The sequence below is a fragment of the Streptomyces vastus genome, assembly GCF_039532825.1.
In the GTDB taxonomy this organism is placed as follows: domain Bacteria; phylum Actinomycetota; class Actinomycetes; order Streptomycetales; family Streptomycetaceae; genus Streptomyces; species Streptomyces vastus.
The window spans coordinates 1-17,822 of the sequence record NZ_BAAASJ010000034.1; the positions used below are offsets into that span (position 1 = coordinate 1).

A 17,822-nucleotide genomic window follows, 5' to 3' on the forward strand; every position below is an offset into this window, starting at 1 on the left:
CCCAGTACTCCAGGTCGTTACGCACCTGGTAACCGTGGGCCCGCCCATGCTGACGGACCGCACCGAGCACGAGAAGACGGATCGCTGACATGTTGTCCAGACTAGGGCCGGGTTGTCGCGGCGTGCCCGGTAGCCCCCGCTCAGAATGGGAAACCGCTCCTGCCGTGCTTCACCGAGATCCACTTGGTCGTCGTGAAGGCGTCCAGCATCGTCTCACCGTTCAGGCGGCCAAGGCGGAGTGCTTCTCCCCGCCGAAGGGGACGATCGGCTCGTCGTGGACGGTGCCGTCGTTCACGTAGATGTGGTCGCACCACGCCTCCCCTGTACTGGCCGAAAATGACGAGGAAGAGGGCGACACGCCCGTGTGAGAGGGGCGCGCCGCTTTCCTCCGCCGGCCGGGACAGGAAGAAGCCGCCCTGTCGGTCCGCGACATGGCTGGGACAGCGACAGGACGGCACGAGCAGGGGCTCGCCGGGTCAGGCGGCGTACAGGTCGAAGGTCGAGCCGTGGCGCGCGCTGGCGAAGACCTCGAGTTGCGGGTCGACGGTGAGGATCGCCTGATGGAGCCGCTGCAGCTGCGGTGAGGGATCCACGCCCAGCTCCTCGATCAGCCGGGTCCGCAGCTTGCGGTACACATCGAGCGCGCACGCCTGCCGACCGGAGCGGTAGAGCGCCACCATGGCCTGCGAGTGCAGCCCCTCGTGCTGCGGATGACGTGAGATCAGGTCGAAGAGCTCAGCGATGAGCCGCGAGTGCTTGCCCAGCCGGAGATCGGCGTCGATGCGCCGCTCCGTGGTGACGATCCGGGACTCCTCCAGGCGCATCACCTCGATATCCAGGATCGGCCCGACGCGGACGTCCACGAGCGGCGGCCCCTGCCACAGCGAGAGCGCCCGGCTGAACAGCGTGGAGGCCTGTTCGTCCCTGTTCTGCTCGAAGGCACTCTGCCCGGCCCCCACCAGCCGCTCGTACTCGTGCACGTCCGTGCACTCCGGCCCGGCCTGGAGCGCATAGCCGCCGTGCCTGGTCGCCAGCACGTTCTTCGCCGTCCCCGATGCGTCCGGGCCCATCGCGGTGCCCAGTCGCCGACGCAGTTGAAGGATGTACGTCTGGAGCGTGGTCAGCGCGCTCGCAGGCGGTTCCGTCCCCCAGACCTCTTCCATGAGTGTGGATACCGGTAAAACCCTGCCCGGGTGGAGTGCCAGAAGAGCCAGGACCTGCCGCGGCTTACCCGCGCTCGGAACGATGGACTCTCCCTTGATATTCGCACCCAGTGGGCCCAGTAGCTGAATCTCCACAGTGTCTCCCCGTTTCTCGCCGAACAACGCCGAGCGGCGATGGCTCAATCAGTCATCGCCCAAGGGCACATTAGCTGGACTCGCGCCCTCGTTCCTTTTTTATCCAGCCAAGCTTGAGTGACTCTCCATTCGGTTTGGGGGCAGACCCGCTCGCACGGTGCGCCGCACCGCGGACCCGGCGGGCAGGTGGCGGGAAATGGCCCGGCCACTCAGAAACGGCGGAGCGGCATCTACATCAGTGAGCCACGGATGCCGCCCGCGATATGCGTAAACATTGCTTTCCTTCAGCCATGTCCACGGATGTCGACTACGACATGAGTAAACATTCCCCTTATTTCAACCATAGCCTCCTCTTCGAGCCAGCTTTCAGGAATTGACGGCCTTGCGCTCGGCGTGTTGTTTCGCGAGGTCGAGCGTCGCGCCGCTGTTGCGTCCGAGCGCCTCACGCACGTACCGCCGGGCCTCCGCGACCCCGGCGTTCTCGCCGAGCACGCGCCGGATGTTCTCCTCGCGCAGGACCACGCTGTGGTGCGAGATGACGGTCACGCCCGACATGTCCGGGACGACCTGCCACTCGCCGGTGTGGGCCGACATCAGCGCGGGTGTCACCGTCTGCTTGTAGACGATGCGTCCGGCGTGCGGGAAGCAGACACGGACCGATTCGGTGGTGTGGGTGAGACCGTCCGCCGTGCGGGTGTCCATGGACATCGCCTGGACCCCCGGCTCGTCCTCGACCACGTCCAGGCGGGAGACGTGCGGGACCAGTTCAGGCCAGTCCCGCACCCGGTAGAGAAACTCGTACACCGACTCGGCGGGGCCGGCGACCCGCACGGAGTCCTCGAAGGAGAGGGTCAGATCATCCAGGCGTGCCCAGCGCTCGGCGAGCTCCTTCAGGCTGGCCAGCTCGGCGCGGCTGTTGGTGTCGGTGGCCCGCTCGACCCACTCGACGTCCGAGGCGACGTTGCCCTCGACCGTGAAGTCGTGCAGCAGGGTCAGCCTCGACCGATCGGTGCCCAGCGGCTCCACGATCCACGTGCCCCCCATCGACCGCACCGGCGCCGCGGACTGCTCCTGACGGAACTCCACCCGGCGCCGCTCGTGGTCCAGGACCCGGCGGGAGGTCCAGGACTTGGTCCGGCCGTTGGCCATGGCCCACATGCGCAGGCGTTCCCGCGCACCGTCGAACTCCAGCTGTTCCACGTGCACGTTCGGCGGGAAGTACAGCGGCCACTTGGTCGCGTCGGACACGATCCCGTAGACCACGTCCTCAGGAGCGGCCACGGCGATCTCGTGCGTCGTACGGTGCACATGATCAGCAGACATCTCAACATCCTCTTTTCGGATCAGAAGTTGCCCAGACCGCCGCAGACATTGAGCGCCTGCGCGGTGATGGAGGCGGCCTGCTCCGTGGTCAGATAGCCGACGAGGCCCGCCACCTCCTCGGGGGTGGAGTAGCGGCCGAGCGGGATCTTTGCCTGGAACTGCTCCAGTACGTCTTCCTGCGTGGTGTCCCAGGCGGCGGCGTACCCCCGGCGCACCCGCTCGGCCATGGGGGTCTCGACATAGCCGGGGCAGACGGCGTTGACGGTGATGCCGGCCGGGGCGAGCTCCTTGCCCAGCGCCTTGGTGAAACCGACGACGCCGTGCTTGGACGCGGAGTAGGGAGCGCCCAGCAGGACGCCTTGCTTGCCGGCGGTCGAGGCGATGTTGACGATCCGGCCGTACTCGGCGTCCGCCAGGCCCCCGAGGGCGAGCACCTCACGGGTCACCAGGAAGACACTGTTGAGGTTGGTGTCGATGACGTCGTACCAGAGCTCGTCCGGGATGCGCGCGGTGGGCCCACCCCCGCTGCGCCCGGCGTTGTTGACCAGGATGTTGATCGGGCCGAACGTGTCGACCACGGTACGGACCAGTGCGGCCACGGAGGCGGAGGAGCGCACGTCCGCCTCCGCGCCCGCCACCTCCAGGCCCTCCTCGCGCAGTTCCTTGACGGTCTGCTCGACCTGCTCTCCGGTACGGGCGCAGATGAAGACGCGGTGCCCGCGCCGGCCCAGGTCGCGGGCGACGGCGAGGCCGATGCCGCTCGTGGCCCCGGTGACCAGGGCTACCGGTTTCGTCACTGTCGTCATCGGTCGACCTCCTAGGCGAGGGATGTGGGTTCGACCGTGTCGGGCACCGCTTGAAGTCTGGACGAAGATCGCTCGAGGCGCGGGCTCAAGGCGTCCTCGAAGGCCGCTCGACCCGGCCCTCGGACAGTGGCGGCACCGACGGAAAACGGAGATGCCCATGACCATCCAGGCCGGTGTCCAGCCGCAGGCCACCCATGCGTTCGCCGCCCTGTACACGGAGGTCCAGCAGTTCTACGCCCACCAGATGCACCTGCTGGACCTCAGTGAGGGCGAGTCGTGGGCGGCCACCTTCACCGAGGACGCCACCTTCGACGTACCAACCCTGCCCGAGCCGGTGACCGGGCGCGCGTCCCTGGCCGCCGCCACCGCCCGCACCGCGGCCGAACTGAGCGCCGCAGGTCAGCGCCACCGGCACTTCATGGGCATGTTCCACGTGGCGGAACGGCCGGACGGCGCAGTGAGCGTCCGCTCGTACGCGACCGTCTACGTCTCCCGGATCGGCGGCGACTCGCAGGTGCACCGGGTGTGCGTGTGCGACGACGTGCTGGTGCGCGTGGACGGCGCGCTCCAGGTCCGCAGCCGCAAGGTCACCCGCGACGACCTCGCCTGAGCGCGGCTCAAGCGGAGCACGGGTGTGCCTCCATCGCGGGCGGTCAGTCTCGCCGTACAGGGATCCCCGCCGCGGCGGGGGCCTCCCGCGAGAGGGACGCAACAATCAACTGCCACAGGACATGGGGTATGCCGACATGACGCAGACGACACTCGCACAGCCGGAGCTCTCGGCCCACAAGGAGGCCGTCCAGCGAGCGGCCGACCGGCTCGTCGAACTGGGCTCCGCGGGCGTGCAGTTCCGGGTCACCCGCGGGGAGAACACCTTTGTGGTGACCTCCGGGGTCGCGGAGCTGGGCACGGACCGCCCGGTCCCCGAGGACGGCCGGTTCCGGGTCTCCTGCATCACCAAGCCGTTCGTCTCCACGGTGGTGCTCCAGCTGGTCGCCGAGGGCAGGATCGAGCTGGACCGGAGCGTGGAGAGCTATCTGCCGGGCCTGCTGCCGTACGGAGACAAGATCACCGTCCGCAACCTGCTCCAGCACACCAGCGGCCTGTACAACTACGCCGACTCGTTCCAGAAGCCCGGCGACCGGTTCCTGCGCGACCGTTACAAGCACTACGAGCCGGAGGACCTGATCGCCATCGCGGCCGCCAAGCCGCTGGAATTCGAGCCGGGGACCGAGTTCGCCTACTGCAACACCAACTACTTCATCATCGGCCTGCTCATCAAGAAAGTGACCGGCCGCTCCTACCGCGATGAGATCCGTGAGCGCGTCCTGGAACCGGTCGGCCTGACGCAGACCACGCTGCCGGGCGACGACCCGGAGATCCCGCAGCCGCACGCCCGCGGCTACATGCGCATCGGAGGCCGGGCCGAGGACGTCACGCTGATGAACCCCTCCGAGGCCGGCTGTGCGGGCGAGATCATCTCGACGACGGCCGACCTGGACCGGTTCCTGGTCGCGCTGTTCGGCGGAAAGCTGCTCGGCGACGCGGAGTTCCGGGAGATGACCACTCCCCTGCCCGCGGAGATGATCAAGGACCTGCCCATGGGGATCGGTTACGGCCTGGGGCTGATGAAGCTCCAGAACGACAAGGACCTGGACCTGTGGGGCCACGGCGCGGGCATTCCGGGTTACGCCACGTTCATGGCGACCACCCCGGACCTGGGGATCCGGGTGCAGCTGTCGATCACGCTGAACGCGGACTTCGGCAAGGAGGCCGAGCAGGCCGTCATCCGGGGCGTCAACACCGCCGTCTGCCTCTGAGGCCCGCGGCATGTCCCCCTCCGTGGAGAAGGCCGTCGTCGTCACCGGCGGCGGCACCGGAATCGGCGCCGCCACCGCCCGCGCGTTCCATGCGGCCGGGGCGCACGTGCTTATCGTCGGCCGCTCGACGGCGACCTTGAAGGAGACCGCCGACGGATACGACAGGATGCGCCACCTCGCCGCCGACGTGCGCGATCCGAACGCGCCAGAGGAGATCGTCGCCGCCGCGTTGCGAGAGTTCGGGCGCATCGACGTCCTGGTCAACAACGCGGCCGTGACCCGCTTCGCCGCCCTGGCGGACCTCGACCGTTCGGCGGCCGAGGCCCAGCTGGGCACGAACTTGCTCGCCCCGCTGTTCCTGACTCAGCACGCGCTGGACGCCCTGGAGGCGGCGCAGGGCACGGTGGTGAACGTCGGCTCGGCCGGCTCGCTCGGCCGGCGGGCCTGGCCGGAGAACTCCGTGTACGGCATGGCCAAGGTCGCCCTCGACTTCCTCACCCGCACCTGGGCGGTGGAGCTCGCGCCGCGCGGCATCCGCTGCATGGGGATCGCCCCGGGCGTGGTCGACACCGGCGTCGGGGTGCGGGCGGGGATGCCGCCCGAGGCGTACGAGGCGTTTCTGGCGGGGATGGCCAAGCGGATCCCGGCCGGACGGGTGGGCCGCCCGGAGGACATCGCCTGGTGGATCGTGCAGCTGACCCGGCCGGAGGCCGGATACGCCAACGGAGCCGTCCTGGCGGTGGACGGCGCCCTCTCGGTGACCTGACACAGCACGGCGGACGGAGGGCGGAGGGCCGGGTGATGCGGCCCTCCGCCCTTGCGTCTCAGCGGGCGGCCGTCGCGGTGACGTACCGCACCGGCACCTCGATCAGCACCGGACCGTCACCGTCGCGCAGCGCGTCGAGAGCGCCGATGAGACGGCTGCGCAACGTCGCGGCCTCGTCCTCGGGCAGGTGCTGCCACAGCAGACGCATGCCCTGGGTGTGCGACCAGTCGACCCAAGCCTCACCGGACACGGCCGACATCGAAACCGGTTCGTCGACGATCTCCACGTCCGTGAACCCGGCCTGCTCCATCGCGGCCGTGAGGTCGGCCGGGCGCTCCAGCCAGGAGTGCAGTTGCCGGTGCAACTGCTCCGGGTGCCAGGACTCGGGCAGATGCCGCAGCAGGGACAGCGGGATCAGCTCCGTGAACATCGGCGGCAGGAAGGGGAAGGTGTCCCGGGTGAAGACGGGGCTGGTGAAGCCGATGCGGCCGCCGTCGGCCAGCAGACCGGCGTAGCGGGCGAGCGCGGCCCGCGCCTGCGGCAGGAAGATGATGCTGTAGCTGCCGAGCACCAGATCGAAGGAGCCGGCCGGCAGATCCGGGTGCTCGCCGTCCATGACCTGCAACTCGACGTTGTCGATGCCCTGCCGGGCGGCCTCGTGCCGGGCCTCGTCGATCATCGCGGGTGCGATGTCGATGCCGAGCGCACGGCCCGTGGGCCCGATCAGCCCGGCCGCGGGCAGCAGGGTCGCACCGCGTCCGCAGCCGATGTCGAGGACCCGCTCCCCGGGGCGCGGAGAGGTCCGTTCCACGAGCCGACGGCCCATGGGGGTGAAGAACTCCACCCCGAGCCGGTCGTAGGTCGCCGCTGCCCCGTTGAAGGCGTCGGTGACTTTTGTCTTGAAGGCGGCGGTGTCCATTTGCACTCCGATGTCGTACGGCGAATCGTGCAGGAGCCTCAATCGTCCGGTCCAGGACATGGGCTCCGCCTGAAAAAAGGTCGAAAAGCGGTGGACGGCCGCTCGAATTGCCGTACAGAACGGCTCCACCTGGAAATTCGACCCTTGCCCGGCTGCAATCCACTGCCGCAGGATTGAGCCCGCCTCCCAGCCATCCGAAAGGAATATGATGAGTGGTCAGATCGATGCCGTACGTCGAATGATACGGGCCTACAACACCGGGGCCACCGATGACGTCGCCGAATACATTCACCCGGATTACCTCAATCCGGCGGCGCTGGAACACATGGATCTGCGCGGGCCGGATTCATTTGCCATGGCCGTGAAATGGCTGCGGATGACGTTTTCCGAGGAGGCCCGTCTGGAGGAGGTTCAGATCGAGGAGCGCGGTGACTGGGTGCGGGCGTACCTCGTGCTCTACGGCCGCCATGTCGGCGATCTCGTCGGAATGGCCCCGACCGGGCGGGTCTTCTCGGGCGAGCAGATCCATCTGATCCGGTTCGTCGACGGCAAGATCCGCGACCACCGCGACTGGCCTGACTACCAGGGCACCTACCGCCAGCTCGGTTCGCCGTGGCCGGAGCCCCAGGGCTGGAGGGCCTGACCCATGATTCTGATCACCGGAGCGACCGGCAAGGTCGGCCGCGAGGCCACCGCGCAGCTCGTCGAACAGGGCCGAGAAGTCCGCGCGTTGAGCCGCACACCGGAGGAGGCCGGGCTGCCCGGGGACGTCGAGGTGGTCGCGGGCAGCCCCGCCGACCCCGGCTCGCTGGACCGGGCGTTCAAGGACGTCTCGGCGGCGCTGGTCGTGCTCTCCGGCGACGTGGCGGCGCAGGCCGCGGGCGTCGCGGCGGCGGCACGCGAAGCGGGCCTGGAGCGGATCGTGCTGCTGTCGTCGGCGAGCGTCGAGCACCCGGTGCCGCACGGCATCGCAGACGAGCACCGGGCCGCCGAGGAGGCGATTCTGGGCTCCGGCGCGGCCTGGACCTTCCTGCGGCCCGGCCCCTTCCACGCGAACACCTCCTGGTGGACCCGCACGGTCCGCGAGCGCGGCGCCGTGCGCTGCTGGATCGGGAACAATCCGGGAGCGCCCGTCGACGAGTACGACATCGCGTCGGCGGCTGTCGCCGCGCTCACCGAGGACGGCCACGATGGCCGGTCCTACCTGCTCACCGGCCCGGAGACACTCACCTCGCAGGATCAGGCGCGCATGCTCGGCGATGTCCTGGGGCGGGAGCTGGACTTCTCGGTGGCGCCGCCCGAGGAGGTCGTGGAGGTCTTCGCCGGCATCACCGGGGACCGCGCGGCCGCGAAGACCAACGTCGCCGCGCTGCACAGCCCTCAGGTGCCGTGGGCCAGGCCCACCACCTCGGTTCGTGACCTCACCGGGCGCGAGCCGCGCCCCTACCGCGACTGGGCCGCGGCCAACACGGCGCTGTTCACGCAGGAAGGGAGCGGGACATGACCGACGCTCGGGACACCGGCGGGCAGGACGCCGCGGGGACGGTCCTCGTGACGGGGGCGACCGGCCTCCAGGGCGGTGCCGTGGCGCGCGAGCTGGTCCGCCGGGGCCGGGACACGGCGGCCCTGGTGCGTGACCCGTCCTCGGCCGCGGCCCGGCGGCTGGCCGAGCTCGGGGTGACGCTGGTGCACGGCGACCTCGACGACGAGGCGTCGCTGCGGGCGGCAATGGAGGGCGTGCACGGTGTCTTCTCGGTGCAGACCTTCATGACGCCGGCCGGGATCGGCGGCGAGGTCCGCCAGGGCCGAGCGGCGGCCCGGGCGGCCCTGGCGGCCGGCGTGTCCCACGTGGTCTACAGCTCCGTCGGCGGTGCCGAACGCCACAGCGGTGTCCCCCACTTCGACTCCAAACGGGGCATCGAGCGGTACTTGCGCGGTCTCGGGGTCCCGACGACCGTGCTGCGTCCGGCATTCTTCATGGACAACTTCGCCGCCCACGGCGTGCAGTCGGAAGACGGCACCCTGGTCGTGCGACTCGGCCTGAAACCGGACACCCGGGTGCAGTTCATCGCCGTCGAGGACATTGCGTTCTTCGCCGCGCAGGCCTTCGACCGTCCGCGGGAGTACTTGGGCCGGGACCTGGAGATCGCCGGTGACGAGCTGACGGCGGATGAGCTGGCCGAGGCGTTCGCGCAGCGCACCGGAATGTCGGCGCGGTTCGAGGAGCTGGGACTGGACGACGTGGCGGCCAACCCGTACATCCCCAACGCCCCGGAGATCTCGCTGATGTTCGAGTGGTTCCAGCAGCACGGCTACCGTGCGGACATCCCCGCGCTGCGCGCCGAGCACCCGGGCCTGATGACCCTCGCGAGCTACTTGAAGGGCATCGAGATCACGCACCATCCGCAGTGACCGTGTCCAGCAGTCCGGCCAGCTGCGCGCGACTCCTGAGCCCGAGCTTGCGGTAGACCCGGGTCAGATGCTGCTCCACCGTGCTGGCCGTGACGAACAGCCGAGCCGCGATCGCCCGGTTGGTGTGGCCCTCGGCGGCCAGCACCGCGACCCGGCGTTCGGCCTCGCTGAGCCCCGCGAGAGGTTCGCGGGGCTCGGCCGCGCCGCCCGTCGCGCGCCGGGCCTCGTCGGCATACGTCCGCCAGGGCAGTGCCTCGGACCAGTCGAGCCGCCATCGCTCCATGAGGTCGCGACAGGCGCGGAAGTCGGCGAGCGCGGCGTGGTGACGGCGCTGGGCGAGGTGGTGCCGGCCGCGCGCGAAGAGGTAGTAGAGCGCGGCCGGGGTGCGGAACATCTCCTTGGGGACCGGGCGGCGCAGCAGTTCCGCGGCCGTCGTGTGCTCGCCCTGCTCCGTGGCCGCCAGCACGGCGGCGTGGAGGGGGAGTCCGATCCCGATCCCCCAGCCGCGGTCCGGCAGCAGGGCGAGTGCGGTGCGGGCCCGCTCCGCGGCGGCCGCGTGGTCGCCCAGCCGGCAGTGGACCACCGCCGCGGTGGCCGCGAAGAGCGCTCGCCGGACCGGGGTCGCGGAGCGAAGGGCGGGCGCCAGCCGCTCGCACCAGAGCGCGGCCCGGTCCGGCTCTCCGGCGTGCGTCAGGTCGATGAGCGCGGCGCACACCGGGGCGACCGGCACGGGGGCGGACACGGCGAGGCGTTGCAGAACCCGCTCGGCGGCGCGGCACGGGTCCTCCGCGGGGTCCTGGTCCGGCGGTTCGCCGAGGAGGCGGCCGGGCGTCCCGGCGCACTCGGAGCCGGGGAGCTCCGGGTAGAGACGCGCGAGCCGGTGCCACAGCCGTGCAAGAGGTGAGTGCGTCCGGTGCTGCGTCGTGCGGGCGCTGAGCGCGGTGAGGGCGTCCCGCGCCTCCTCGGGGCGGCCGTGCCACAGCAGTTGGGCGATCGGCACCGCCGCGTCCTGGACATCGAGCAACCCCTGGTGCAGGGCGCTGACCAGTGAGGGCAGCCGACGAGAGGCGACAGCCGGGTCGAGTTCCGCCTCCGCCCGGGTGAGGGCCACCAGGAGCCCGGCCCGCTCCGCCTCGTCGGCGCACAGGCGACGGGCCAGGCGCAGGGCGGCCACCGCGGACTCGGCGTCGCCCGCGCACCGCGCCTCCTCGGCCGCCGGCTTCAGCACGGACACAGCCCAGGGCACCGGCCCCGGTCCGGCCGGCCGCAACGGGGCGGCCGCCATGAGCTGCCGGGCCACCGCCGAAGACGGAGCCCCGTCGTCGTACAGCAGCCGCGCGCACCGCGCGTGCAGCGCCGCGCACTCGGCGGACGGGATCTCGTCGAGCAGCGCGGCAGGCGCCGCCTCGTGGCGGAACCGCCCGGAGGCCAGCAGGCCCATCTCCGTCAGCGCGTCCAGGGCGAGGGCGACGGACCGTTCGGTGCTGTCCAGCAGCCGTGCGATCCGCTCGGCTCGCATGTCGGGGCCGAGGGCTGCGGCGGCGCGGGCCACGGCCGCCGTATCGGGATCCACCTGCCGCAGACACTCGCTCACGGCCTGCCGGAAGGCCGGCCCGGCCACCGGTTCCTCCGGGCCGCAGCCGGAGCCGGGGCGGTGTGCGTGCGTGTCCTCGGCCAGGGCTTGGAGCAGTCGCGGGTTGCCGCCGCCGGCCCGGTGCCAGGCGGGGGCGAACCGGGCCGCGCCGCCCGACAGTTCGGCGAGGAAGCCGGCCACCTCCTGCTCGGACCACCGGTCCAGCGTAAAGCGGGCGCACCGCGGGTGTCGGACGAGTTCCAGGACCGGCGGCGCGGGTAGCGGCCGGGCGGGCAGGTGGCCTGCGAGAAGGACGAGGACCCGGGCAGAGGCGATCCGCCCGAGGAGATGGAGCAGGCATCGTGCCGACTCGGTGTCCGTGTGCCGGACGTCGTCGACGGCGACGACCACGGTTGCGGACTCGGCCAGCCGCCGGACAATCCGTCGCACCTCGGCCAGGGCGTCACGCGGGTCCGGAGGCCGCAGGTCCGCGCAGCTCAACAGCTGGCCGACGACGCCCAGCGGGAGATCGCGCTCGGCCCGGGTGGCGGTGGCGTCGAGCACCGCGGCGCCCTCGCCCTCGGCGACGCGGCAGACCGCCCGGAGCAGCCTCGTCTTGCCGACGCCCGGCACACCGGTGATCAGTGCCGCTCGCCCGCTGCCCGCCGCGCAGTTCGCCAGAATCTCCGTCAGCCTGCCGAGTTCTCCGGTCCGCTGTCCCGGTTCCACCGACCAGCCCACCCCTTTTCCTCCCGTCGGCGCCGCGTGAGAGTGTCCTCGTGCCGAGGACGCTCCCAAGGGTGGGTGACGGGACTGTAGGGCGGATCGAGCCGCGACGGAGAGAGGCACGCACCGGGAAACGCACAGGAATGCGCCCCGGTCAGGCCGAATTCCTTTCCGGGGCACATTCGATTCACCGGCAGCGCCGAAAGTGCGTCAGCACTGGATGTAGACGGAGCCCGAGTCCTTCATGAGCCTCCGGCCGTCGGTCTGCGTGTAGATCACCTTGGTGTTGAAGAAACCGGTGGAGCAGCTCTTGGACGCCGTGATCGTGCCGGATGCGGCGTTGGAGCACTTGCTCGCGACCGGGACCGGCGGATAGAGCGGATTGACGGCCTCAAGGTAGACGCACGTGCTCCGGTTGCCGCTGAACGTGGCTTTCGCGACTATGCTCCCGCCGCTCTTGTAGGGCTTCGAGGGCGTGGCCGACCGGATGGTCACGTCGCTCTGCGCCACCGCGGTCTGCGCCTGTGCCACCGCGCCGCCGCCGAGGACCAGCGCCAGCGAAGCGCCGGCGACGGTCAGAGAACCAAGGATCCTCACACTGATCACTCTCCTTCAGGGACTTGTGTTCAGCAGCTGATGAACTTGTTGCCGGAGGCCTCCGCGAGCTTCCGGCCGTCGTTCCGCGTGTAGAGCACCGTGGTGCGGTGGATCCCGGTGCTGCAGTTCGTGGAAGCCTTGACGGTGCCCGACGAGGCACGGGTGCACTTGCTCGCGACCGGGACGGGCGCCGGCCACATGGGGCGAATGAACTCGAGGTAGACACAGGTCTTCTTGTTGCCGCGGAACGTCGTCTTCGCCACCATCTTGTTTCCGCTCTTGTACGGCTTCTTGGGGCTGGCCGACTGGATGGACACGTCGCTCTGCGTCACCGGTGTTTGCGCCTGTGCCGTCGCGCTGCCAGAAAGGATCAGCGCCAGCGAAGCGCCGGCGACGGCCAGAGAGCCAAAGGTATTCACTCGAAAAACTCCTTGTTTCTGTCCTGAGGCGGGACTGGCAGGAAAAGATTCGCATCTGAGGCGTCATCAATATCCGCCCCCAGCCCTTTCATTCATCAGCGTGGCAGGATTTGGCCGGCCCGGCCATCCCCAACTTCCCCTATGACCCCCCTAATGAAAATTCGACCTGAGATATCTTTCAGGCGTGGCATTCGGGGAGCCCACCGTGGAAGCCGGCCATCTCCGTGAAGAGCGCACCGACGTCGAGCGGACTGCCGGGCGCCGCTCCGTGGACCTCGGCGTAGGCGCGATGCAGATTGGGCACCAGCCGCTCGGAGTCGATGAGTCCCTCGAAGGGCCCGGGACCGGCCTCACGGGCGAGTTGAAGGGGCGTCAGACCCGCGGCGACGCCCTGCCGGGCCTGTTCGGCGAGCCAGAGGAAGTACGCCTCGTTGCGGTCGATCAGCTCGGGGCCGCCCACTTCGCCGTGCCCGGGGACGACCGTCTCGGCGCCGAGGGCGCGCAGCCGCGCCATGGCCCTGAGCGACCCGGAGACCGAGCCCATCAGGCAGAACGGCGTGACACCGGACATCACCAGGTCGCCGGCGAACAGGACGCGCTGTTCGGGCAGCCAGACGACGGTGTCGTTGGTGGTGTGCGCCGGAGCGACGTGGATCAGCTCGGCGCGCACCCCACCGGTGTGCAGGGTCAGCGTGTCCTTGTACGTGAGGTGGGGCAGCGTCACCTCGATGTCGCCCCAGCGCACGTCGGGCCACAGGCCGGTCAGGTGCAGTCCGGCCGCGGACATCTCGGTCCGGGTGCGCTCGTGGGCGACGATCAGCGCCTCGGGGAAGAGGGAGTTGCCGAAGGTGTGGTCACCGTGGAAGTGGGTGTTGACGACGGTGCGCGGCGGCACAGCGGACCGGCGCAGCACCTCGGCCCGCAGCAGCCGGGCACGCAGCTCGGTGGCCGCGGTGTCCACCAGCAGGCTCTGCCCCTCGGCGCCGACCACGAGGCCCGCGTTGTTGAGGCACCAGCCGCCGTCGGGCTGTACGTAGGCGTACACCCCGTCGGCGATGTCGACCATGTGCGGGACGGCCCGCACCGCCGTGCTCACAGCACGTCCGCCGGCACGAGGTCCAGTTCCTTGAGCATCGGCAGGTAGTTGAAGACGTCGTAGTGCTCGATGACCTGTCCGGCCTCGTTGAAGCGCAGCTCTTCCAGCATGTACCAGGTCACCTTGCGGCCGCTCGGCGCCTTGCCCCGGAACTCGCCCTGGTGACTGGCCGTCACGGTGATCCGCAGGCAGACGCGGTCCCCCTCGGCGACGATGCTCTTGACGTCCAGGTGCAGGTCGGGGAAGGCAGCGAGGCCGCCCTCCATCGCCCTGACCATGACCTTGGAGGAGATCTGGCGGTCCTCGGAGAAGTGCTGGATGTCCGGGGCCCAGTGCTTGATGATGCCTTGCAGCTCCCATCGGTTCCAGCTCGCGACCATGGAGAGGGCGAGTTCCTTGTTGCGTTCCTGGGCGGACTGCTCGGTCAGGGTGGCGCTCATGTGCGGTTTCCTTTCTGAGGGGGGCACCAGGGAAGACGGGTCGTCAGGGAAGCAGCACGTGCTTGCCGACGGTGCTGCCGTGCAGGAGGGCGCGTACGGCGACCGCGGCCTCGTCCAGCGGGTGGCGGCCTGCGATCTCGGGCCGGAGCACACCGTTGGCGAGCAGCCCGTGCAGGGCGGCGAGATCGTCGTTGAAGTCCTTGCCGGGCTTGACGTAGTACATCGACATGCGCCGACCGCGGGTCAGCCCCAGGTGCCGGGCCGCCCAGCGCCGGACGGTGCGCCGCAGAGCGGGTACATGCGGACGGAACCACTGACCGGGCCGGTATCCGGCGACGGAGGAGTCGTAGGAGACCAGGGTGCCGCCGTCGGCGAGCACGGCCCAGCTGTCGTCGAGGCCGCGGCCGCCCACGTGGTCGAACACGGCCCGTACGCCGCCGGGAGCCAGCTCCCTGACGACGGCCGGCAGGCCGGGGGTCCGGTAGTCGAGGGGCTCTGCCCCCAGGGCGCGGACCGCGTCGTGCTTGGCCGGTGAGGCGGTGCCGATGACGCGCAGGCCGTGGTGCACGGCGAGCTGGGTGAGCAGGGTGCCGACGCCACCGCTGGCGCCGTGCACCAGCACGGCGTCTCCGGGCCGCACGTCGGCCACCCGGTGCAGCATCTGCCACGCGGTCACTCCGTTGGTGACCAGCGCCACGGCGACGGCGGCGTCCTGCTCCTCGGGGACGGTGGCGAGCGTCTTGGCGGGCGTCTCGACATACCGCTGCCAGGAGCCGTGCCGGGGCATGGCGGCCACGCGGTCGCCGACCTGCCGGTCGGTGACGCCGGGGCCGACCTCGGTGATGCGGCCCACCAGGTCGTAGCCGGGGACGAAGGGGAAGGAGGGCGGGAAGGGGTGCAGGTGCTGGAGCATCTGCACCTCGGCGTAGGAGACGCCGGCCGCCTCGACCCGGACGACGACCTTGCCGCGTCCGGCGACCGGGCGCTCGCCCGTGCCCAGGGTGACGTGCCGCTCGGGGTCTCCGGTGCCGGTCATCCGGACGAAGACGTTGGCGCCGCCCGCCTCCGGCCCGGCCGCCTTCGCGCCGGACGAGGTCGGCTCGGCGGGACCAGGGGCCTGGGCCGTCATACGCCCGCCTCCTCGTGGTCCGGGGTGAAGTCGGCGGCGTGGTCGGCGGCCCAGTGGGCGAACCTCCGGGCCGGCCGGCCGGTGATCCGCCGGACGGTGTCCACAGGGACGGGCGGGTGGGCGACGGCGTCGGCGAGATAGCCCAGCACCATCTCGACGACCGGCGCGGGCATGGCCTTCCCCATGGCCTCGCGGGCCTGATCGGGAGTGATCTCCTCGAAGGCGACCGGACGGCCGATCGCCTCGGCGATCGCCCGGACCTGCTCGGTCTGGGTGATCGCCTCGGGTCCGGTGAGCACGTACGCCTGCCCGGCGTGCCCGTCCTCCAGCAGCGCCGCCACGGCCACGTCGGCGACGTCCGCCTCGTGGACCAGCACCCGCGGGGCGTCACCGTACGGCGCCCGGACCACTGCCTCGCTGCGGATCGAAGGGCCCCACTTCCACAGCACGTTGGTCGCGAACTCGTCGGGCCGTACGAAGGTCCACTCGATGCCGGACTCCTCCACGGCGCGCTCCACGGCGCGGTGGTGCTCGGCGCTGTGGTTGTCACCGGAGGTGTCGAGCACGGAGGACGAGGAGAGGACGACGATCCGGCGTACGCCGGCCTCCCGGGCGGCGGCGACCACCTGGCGGGCGGTCTCCGGCACCGGGAAGAGGTAGAGGCGCTCCACGCCACGCAGCGCGGCACGCAGGGTGCGCGGGTGCCGCAGGTCGCCGGCGTACGTCTCGACCCCCTCCGGTAGCGAGGCGGTCGCCGGGTTCCGGGTCAGCGCCCGCACTTGTACGCCCGCCGAGACCAGCCGGCCGACCACATGACGGCCCACGGATCCTGTCGCTCCTGTCACCAGAACTGTCACGCCTGCTCCGCCCTGTCGGCCTCAGCCCTGTGAGGCGCTTCATCCGTTGCGTCACCAGGGTGGGAAACCGGGCTGGAGGAGCTTTTGAGGCTCGCTGGAGGACGGGGGCGGTCGCCGGTCGCGGCCAGTCAGGGAGCGGGGCGCTCGGCGGCGCGGCGCGCGATGCGCTCCTCGATGCCGTCGAGGACGCGCTGCAGGCCGTACTCGAAGCCGCCGTCGGACCCGAGTCCCTCGCCGGGCTCCTCGAAGACGCCGGCGCGCCAGACCTTGGTGAGGTCCGGGAAGCGCTCGGCGGAGATCATCCGCTCCAGCAGCGGGCCGGTCTTCTCGTACCACTCGTCGTAGCTCAGGCCCGCGCGCCGCACGTCGTGGTCGGCGTCCGCGGACTGCTGGGCCGCACCGCGTACGTACCCGTTGACGAGATGGACGACGCAGAGCATCTCGCGCTCGTCCAGCCCCACCCCGGCGAGGGCCCCGAGGACGCCGTCCCACATGGCGGTCTCGTTGGGGCCCATCAGCATCCGCGACGACACCAGCGGCGGCACCCACGGATGGCGCCGGGCGATGTCCATGCCGCCCCGGGCGTAGCGCTCGAGCGCGGCCCGCCAGCCGTCGGCGTCCCGCAACGACGGTGCCTCGCCGAGGACGTCGTCGAGCATGCAGTTGACCAGCTCGGCACGGCCCGGCACATAGGTGTACAGGGACATGGCGGAGACGCCGAGGGGCTCGGCGACCTTGCGCATCGACAGGGCGCCGAGGCCCTCGGCGTCGGCGATGGAGATCGCGGTCCGCACGATGCGGTCGACCGTCAGTCCCTGGCGCGGGCCGCGGGACGGACGTGTCGGCTCCTGCTCGATGCGCCACAGCAGAGCCAGGGCGCGGGCCGGGTCCATCCGGCCGTTTCCTTTCGCCATTCCGTTTACGACCTCACATCGAACGCGTAACCCTGTACGCTGTAATGAGTTTCCGTACGCTGTAAAGAGTTTACTTGCCGTATCGGCACGTCCCCAGCCGAGCAGAAAGCGAGGCATCGCCTTGTCCGCTCCCGTCCCCGCCGCCACCGCCAAGAAAGGCAGGGCCGGCACGCCCCGGCAACCGTCCCGGAAGAAGTTCGAACTCAGCCGCAGAACAAGGAAGCTGACGCTGGCCATCCACGTGGTCACATCCGTCGGCTGGGTGGGCCTGTCGCTCTCCATGGCGGTTCTGGCGATCATGGGGTACACCACCGACGACGCCGCCGTCGCCAAGGGCGTCTATTACGCGATGTACGTCTTCGACGACACCAGCGTCACGGTCTTCAGCGTCACCGCCGCGATCACGGGCATCCTGCTCTCCTGCGGCACCAAGTGGGGCCTGCTGCTGCACTGGTGGATCATCGTCAAGTGGGTCATCACACTATTCATGACGATCTTCGCCTGGTTCGTGATCCACCCGATCGTCATGACGGCGACCGAGCGGACCGCCGACGTCGGCGACGGCCCGCCGGACCCGGGCTGGGCCGCGGACTTCCTGCTGTGGAGCGTCCCCGTGCTGTTCGCCCTGCTCACCGTCGCCGCGGTGGTCTCCGTCTACAAGCCGTGGGGCCGCACCGCCCGCGGTCGCAGCGCCCAGCCCGGCCGCCGCTGAGGCGCCGCGGGCCGC

Annotated in this window: 19 protein-coding genes and 2 pseudogenes; 7 read left to right on the forward strand and 14 right to left on the reverse strand. The window is 70.6% G+C overall.

Annotated features, from left to right (window positions below):
- The 5 genes and pseudogenes from ABD357_RS17645 to fabG form a co-directional block, all read right to left on the reverse strand.
- A pseudogene (locus ABD357_RS17645) lies at positions 1-91 on the reverse strand (PadR family transcriptional regulator); the annotation flags it as partial.
- Positions 92-140: 49 nt separating this feature from the next.
- A pseudogene (locus ABD357_RS17650) lies at positions 141-298 on the reverse strand (aldehyde dehydrogenase family protein); the annotation flags it as partial.
- 178 nt (positions 299-476) lie between these two features.
- Positions 477-1,298, reverse strand: a complete 822-nt coding sequence (locus ABD357_RS17655; protein WP_344391184.1) for an AfsR/SARP family transcriptional regulator — start codon at positions 1,296-1,298, stop codon at positions 477-479.
- A 366-nt stretch (positions 1,299-1,664) separates the two neighbouring features.
- Entirely contained in the window at positions 1,665-2,621 is a 957-nt protein-coding gene (locus tag ABD357_RS17660; RefSeq protein ID WP_344391185.1) for an aromatase/cyclase, read from the reverse strand.
- 20 nt (positions 2,622-2,641) lie between these two features.
- On the reverse strand, positions 2,642-3,427 hold the full coding sequence (gene fabG / locus ABD357_RS17665; RefSeq protein WP_344391187.1) for a 3-oxoacyl-ACP reductase FabG: 786 nt from the start codon (positions 3,425-3,427) through the stop codon (positions 2,642-2,644).
- Positions 3,428-3,584: 157 nt separating this feature from the next.
- Between fabG and ABD357_RS17670 the strand changes: the two genes are divergently transcribed.
- From ABD357_RS17670 to ABD357_RS17680, 3 genes are all read left to right on the forward strand, one after another.
- A complete protein-coding gene (locus ABD357_RS17670) occupies positions 3,585-4,037 on the forward strand; it encodes a nuclear transport factor 2 family protein (RefSeq protein WP_344391188.1) in 453 nt (150 codons plus the stop codon).
- A gap of 136 nt (positions 4,038-4,173) precedes the next feature.
- A complete protein-coding gene (locus tag ABD357_RS17675) occupies positions 4,174-5,247 on the forward strand; it encodes a serine hydrolase domain-containing protein (RefSeq protein WP_344391190.1) in 1,074 nt (357 codons plus the stop codon).
- Positions 5,248-5,257: 10 nt separating this feature from the next.
- The gene (locus ABD357_RS17680; protein ID WP_344391191.1) at positions 5,258-6,013 is read left to right on the forward strand and encodes an SDR family NAD(P)-dependent oxidoreductase; all 756 of its coding nucleotides are present in this window, start codon (positions 5,258-5,260) and stop codon (positions 6,011-6,013) included.
- 58 nt (positions 6,014-6,071) lie between these two features.
- Here the strand turns inward: ABD357_RS17680 and ABD357_RS17685 are convergent, their stop codons facing one another.
- Positions 6,072-6,932, reverse strand: a complete 861-nt coding sequence (locus ABD357_RS17685; protein WP_344391193.1) for a class I SAM-dependent methyltransferase — start codon at positions 6,930-6,932, stop codon at positions 6,072-6,074.
- 208 nt (positions 6,933-7,140) lie between these two features.
- On the opposite strand from ABD357_RS17685, the gene ABD357_RS17690 reads away from it, so the two are divergent.
- From ABD357_RS17690 to ABD357_RS17700, 3 genes are read left to right on the forward strand one after another with little or no spacing between them, the layout of a single operon-like run.
- Positions 7,141-7,575: an ester cyclase gene (locus ABD357_RS17690; RefSeq protein ID WP_344391194.1), complete on the forward strand. Its 435-nt coding sequence runs from the start codon at positions 7,141-7,143 to the stop codon at positions 7,573-7,575.
- A 3-nt stretch (positions 7,576-7,578) separates the two neighbouring features.
- Positions 7,579-8,436 (forward strand): SDR family oxidoreductase, encoded by an 858-nt coding sequence (locus ABD357_RS17695; RefSeq protein ID WP_344391195.1) that lies wholly within the window; start codon positions 7,579-7,581, stop codon positions 8,434-8,436.
- On the forward strand, positions 8,433-9,344 hold the full coding sequence (locus ABD357_RS17700; protein WP_344391197.1) for an NmrA/HSCARG family protein: 912 nt from the start codon (positions 8,433-8,435) through the stop codon (positions 9,342-9,344). The genes ABD357_RS17695 and ABD357_RS17700 overlap by 4 nt, the downstream gene beginning before the upstream one ends.
- On the opposite strand, the gene ABD357_RS17705 is transcribed toward ABD357_RS17700, so the two are convergent.
- The 8 genes from ABD357_RS17705 to ABD357_RS17740 all read right to left on the reverse strand — a co-directional run bounded on the left by ABD357_RS17705 (position 9,325) and on the right by ABD357_RS17740 (position 17,074).
- Positions 9,325-11,646: a helix-turn-helix transcriptional regulator gene (locus tag ABD357_RS17705; protein WP_344391198.1), complete on the reverse strand. Its 2,322-nt coding sequence runs from the start codon at positions 11,644-11,646 to the stop codon at positions 9,325-9,327. The two genes, ABD357_RS17700 and ABD357_RS17705, sit on opposite strands and share 20 nt — an antisense overlap.
- 207 nt (positions 11,647-11,853) lie before the next feature.
- Positions 11,854-12,240 carry a hypothetical protein gene (locus ABD357_RS17710; protein WP_344391200.1) on the reverse strand — a complete coding sequence of 129 codons (387 nt, stop codon included), beginning with the start codon at positions 12,238-12,240 and terminating at the stop codon, positions 11,854-11,856.
- A gap of 29 nt (positions 12,241-12,269) precedes the next feature.
- Positions 12,270-12,659, reverse strand: a complete 390-nt coding sequence (locus ABD357_RS17715) for a hypothetical protein (protein ID WP_344391201.1) — start codon at positions 12,657-12,659, stop codon at positions 12,270-12,272.
- 178 nt (positions 12,660-12,837) lie between these two features.
- A complete protein-coding gene (locus ABD357_RS17720; protein ID WP_344391242.1) occupies positions 12,838-13,725 on the reverse strand; it encodes an MBL fold metallo-hydrolase in 888 nt (295 codons plus the stop codon).
- Positions 13,726-13,751: 26 nt separating this feature from the next.
- The gene (locus ABD357_RS17725; RefSeq protein ID WP_344391203.1) at positions 13,752-14,195 is read right to left on the reverse strand and encodes an ester cyclase; all 444 of its coding nucleotides are present in this window, start codon (positions 14,193-14,195) and stop codon (positions 13,752-13,754) included.
- A 43-nt stretch (positions 14,196-14,238) separates the two neighbouring features.
- A complete protein-coding gene (locus tag ABD357_RS17730) occupies positions 14,239-15,324 on the reverse strand; it encodes a zinc-binding dehydrogenase (RefSeq protein ID WP_344391204.1) in 1,086 nt (361 codons plus the stop codon).
- On the reverse strand, positions 15,321-16,148 hold the full coding sequence (locus ABD357_RS17735) for an NAD(P)H-binding protein (RefSeq protein ID WP_425584907.1): 828 nt from the start codon (positions 16,146-16,148) through the stop codon (positions 15,321-15,323). Before ABD357_RS17735 ends, ABD357_RS17730 begins: the two co-directional genes overlap by 4 nt.
- 161 nt (positions 16,149-16,309) lie before the next feature.
- The gene (locus ABD357_RS17740) at positions 16,310-17,074 is read right to left on the reverse strand and encodes a TetR/AcrR family transcriptional regulator (RefSeq protein WP_344391206.1); all 765 of its coding nucleotides are present in this window, start codon (positions 17,072-17,074) and stop codon (positions 16,310-16,312) included.
- Between the two features lie 142 nt (positions 17,075-17,216).
- Between ABD357_RS17740 and ABD357_RS17745 the strand changes: the two genes are divergently transcribed.
- On the forward strand, positions 17,217-17,807 hold the full coding sequence (locus ABD357_RS17745; protein ID WP_344391207.1) for a hypothetical protein: 591 nt from the start codon (positions 17,217-17,219) through the stop codon (positions 17,805-17,807).
- Positions 17,808-17,822: the final 15 nt, after the last annotated feature.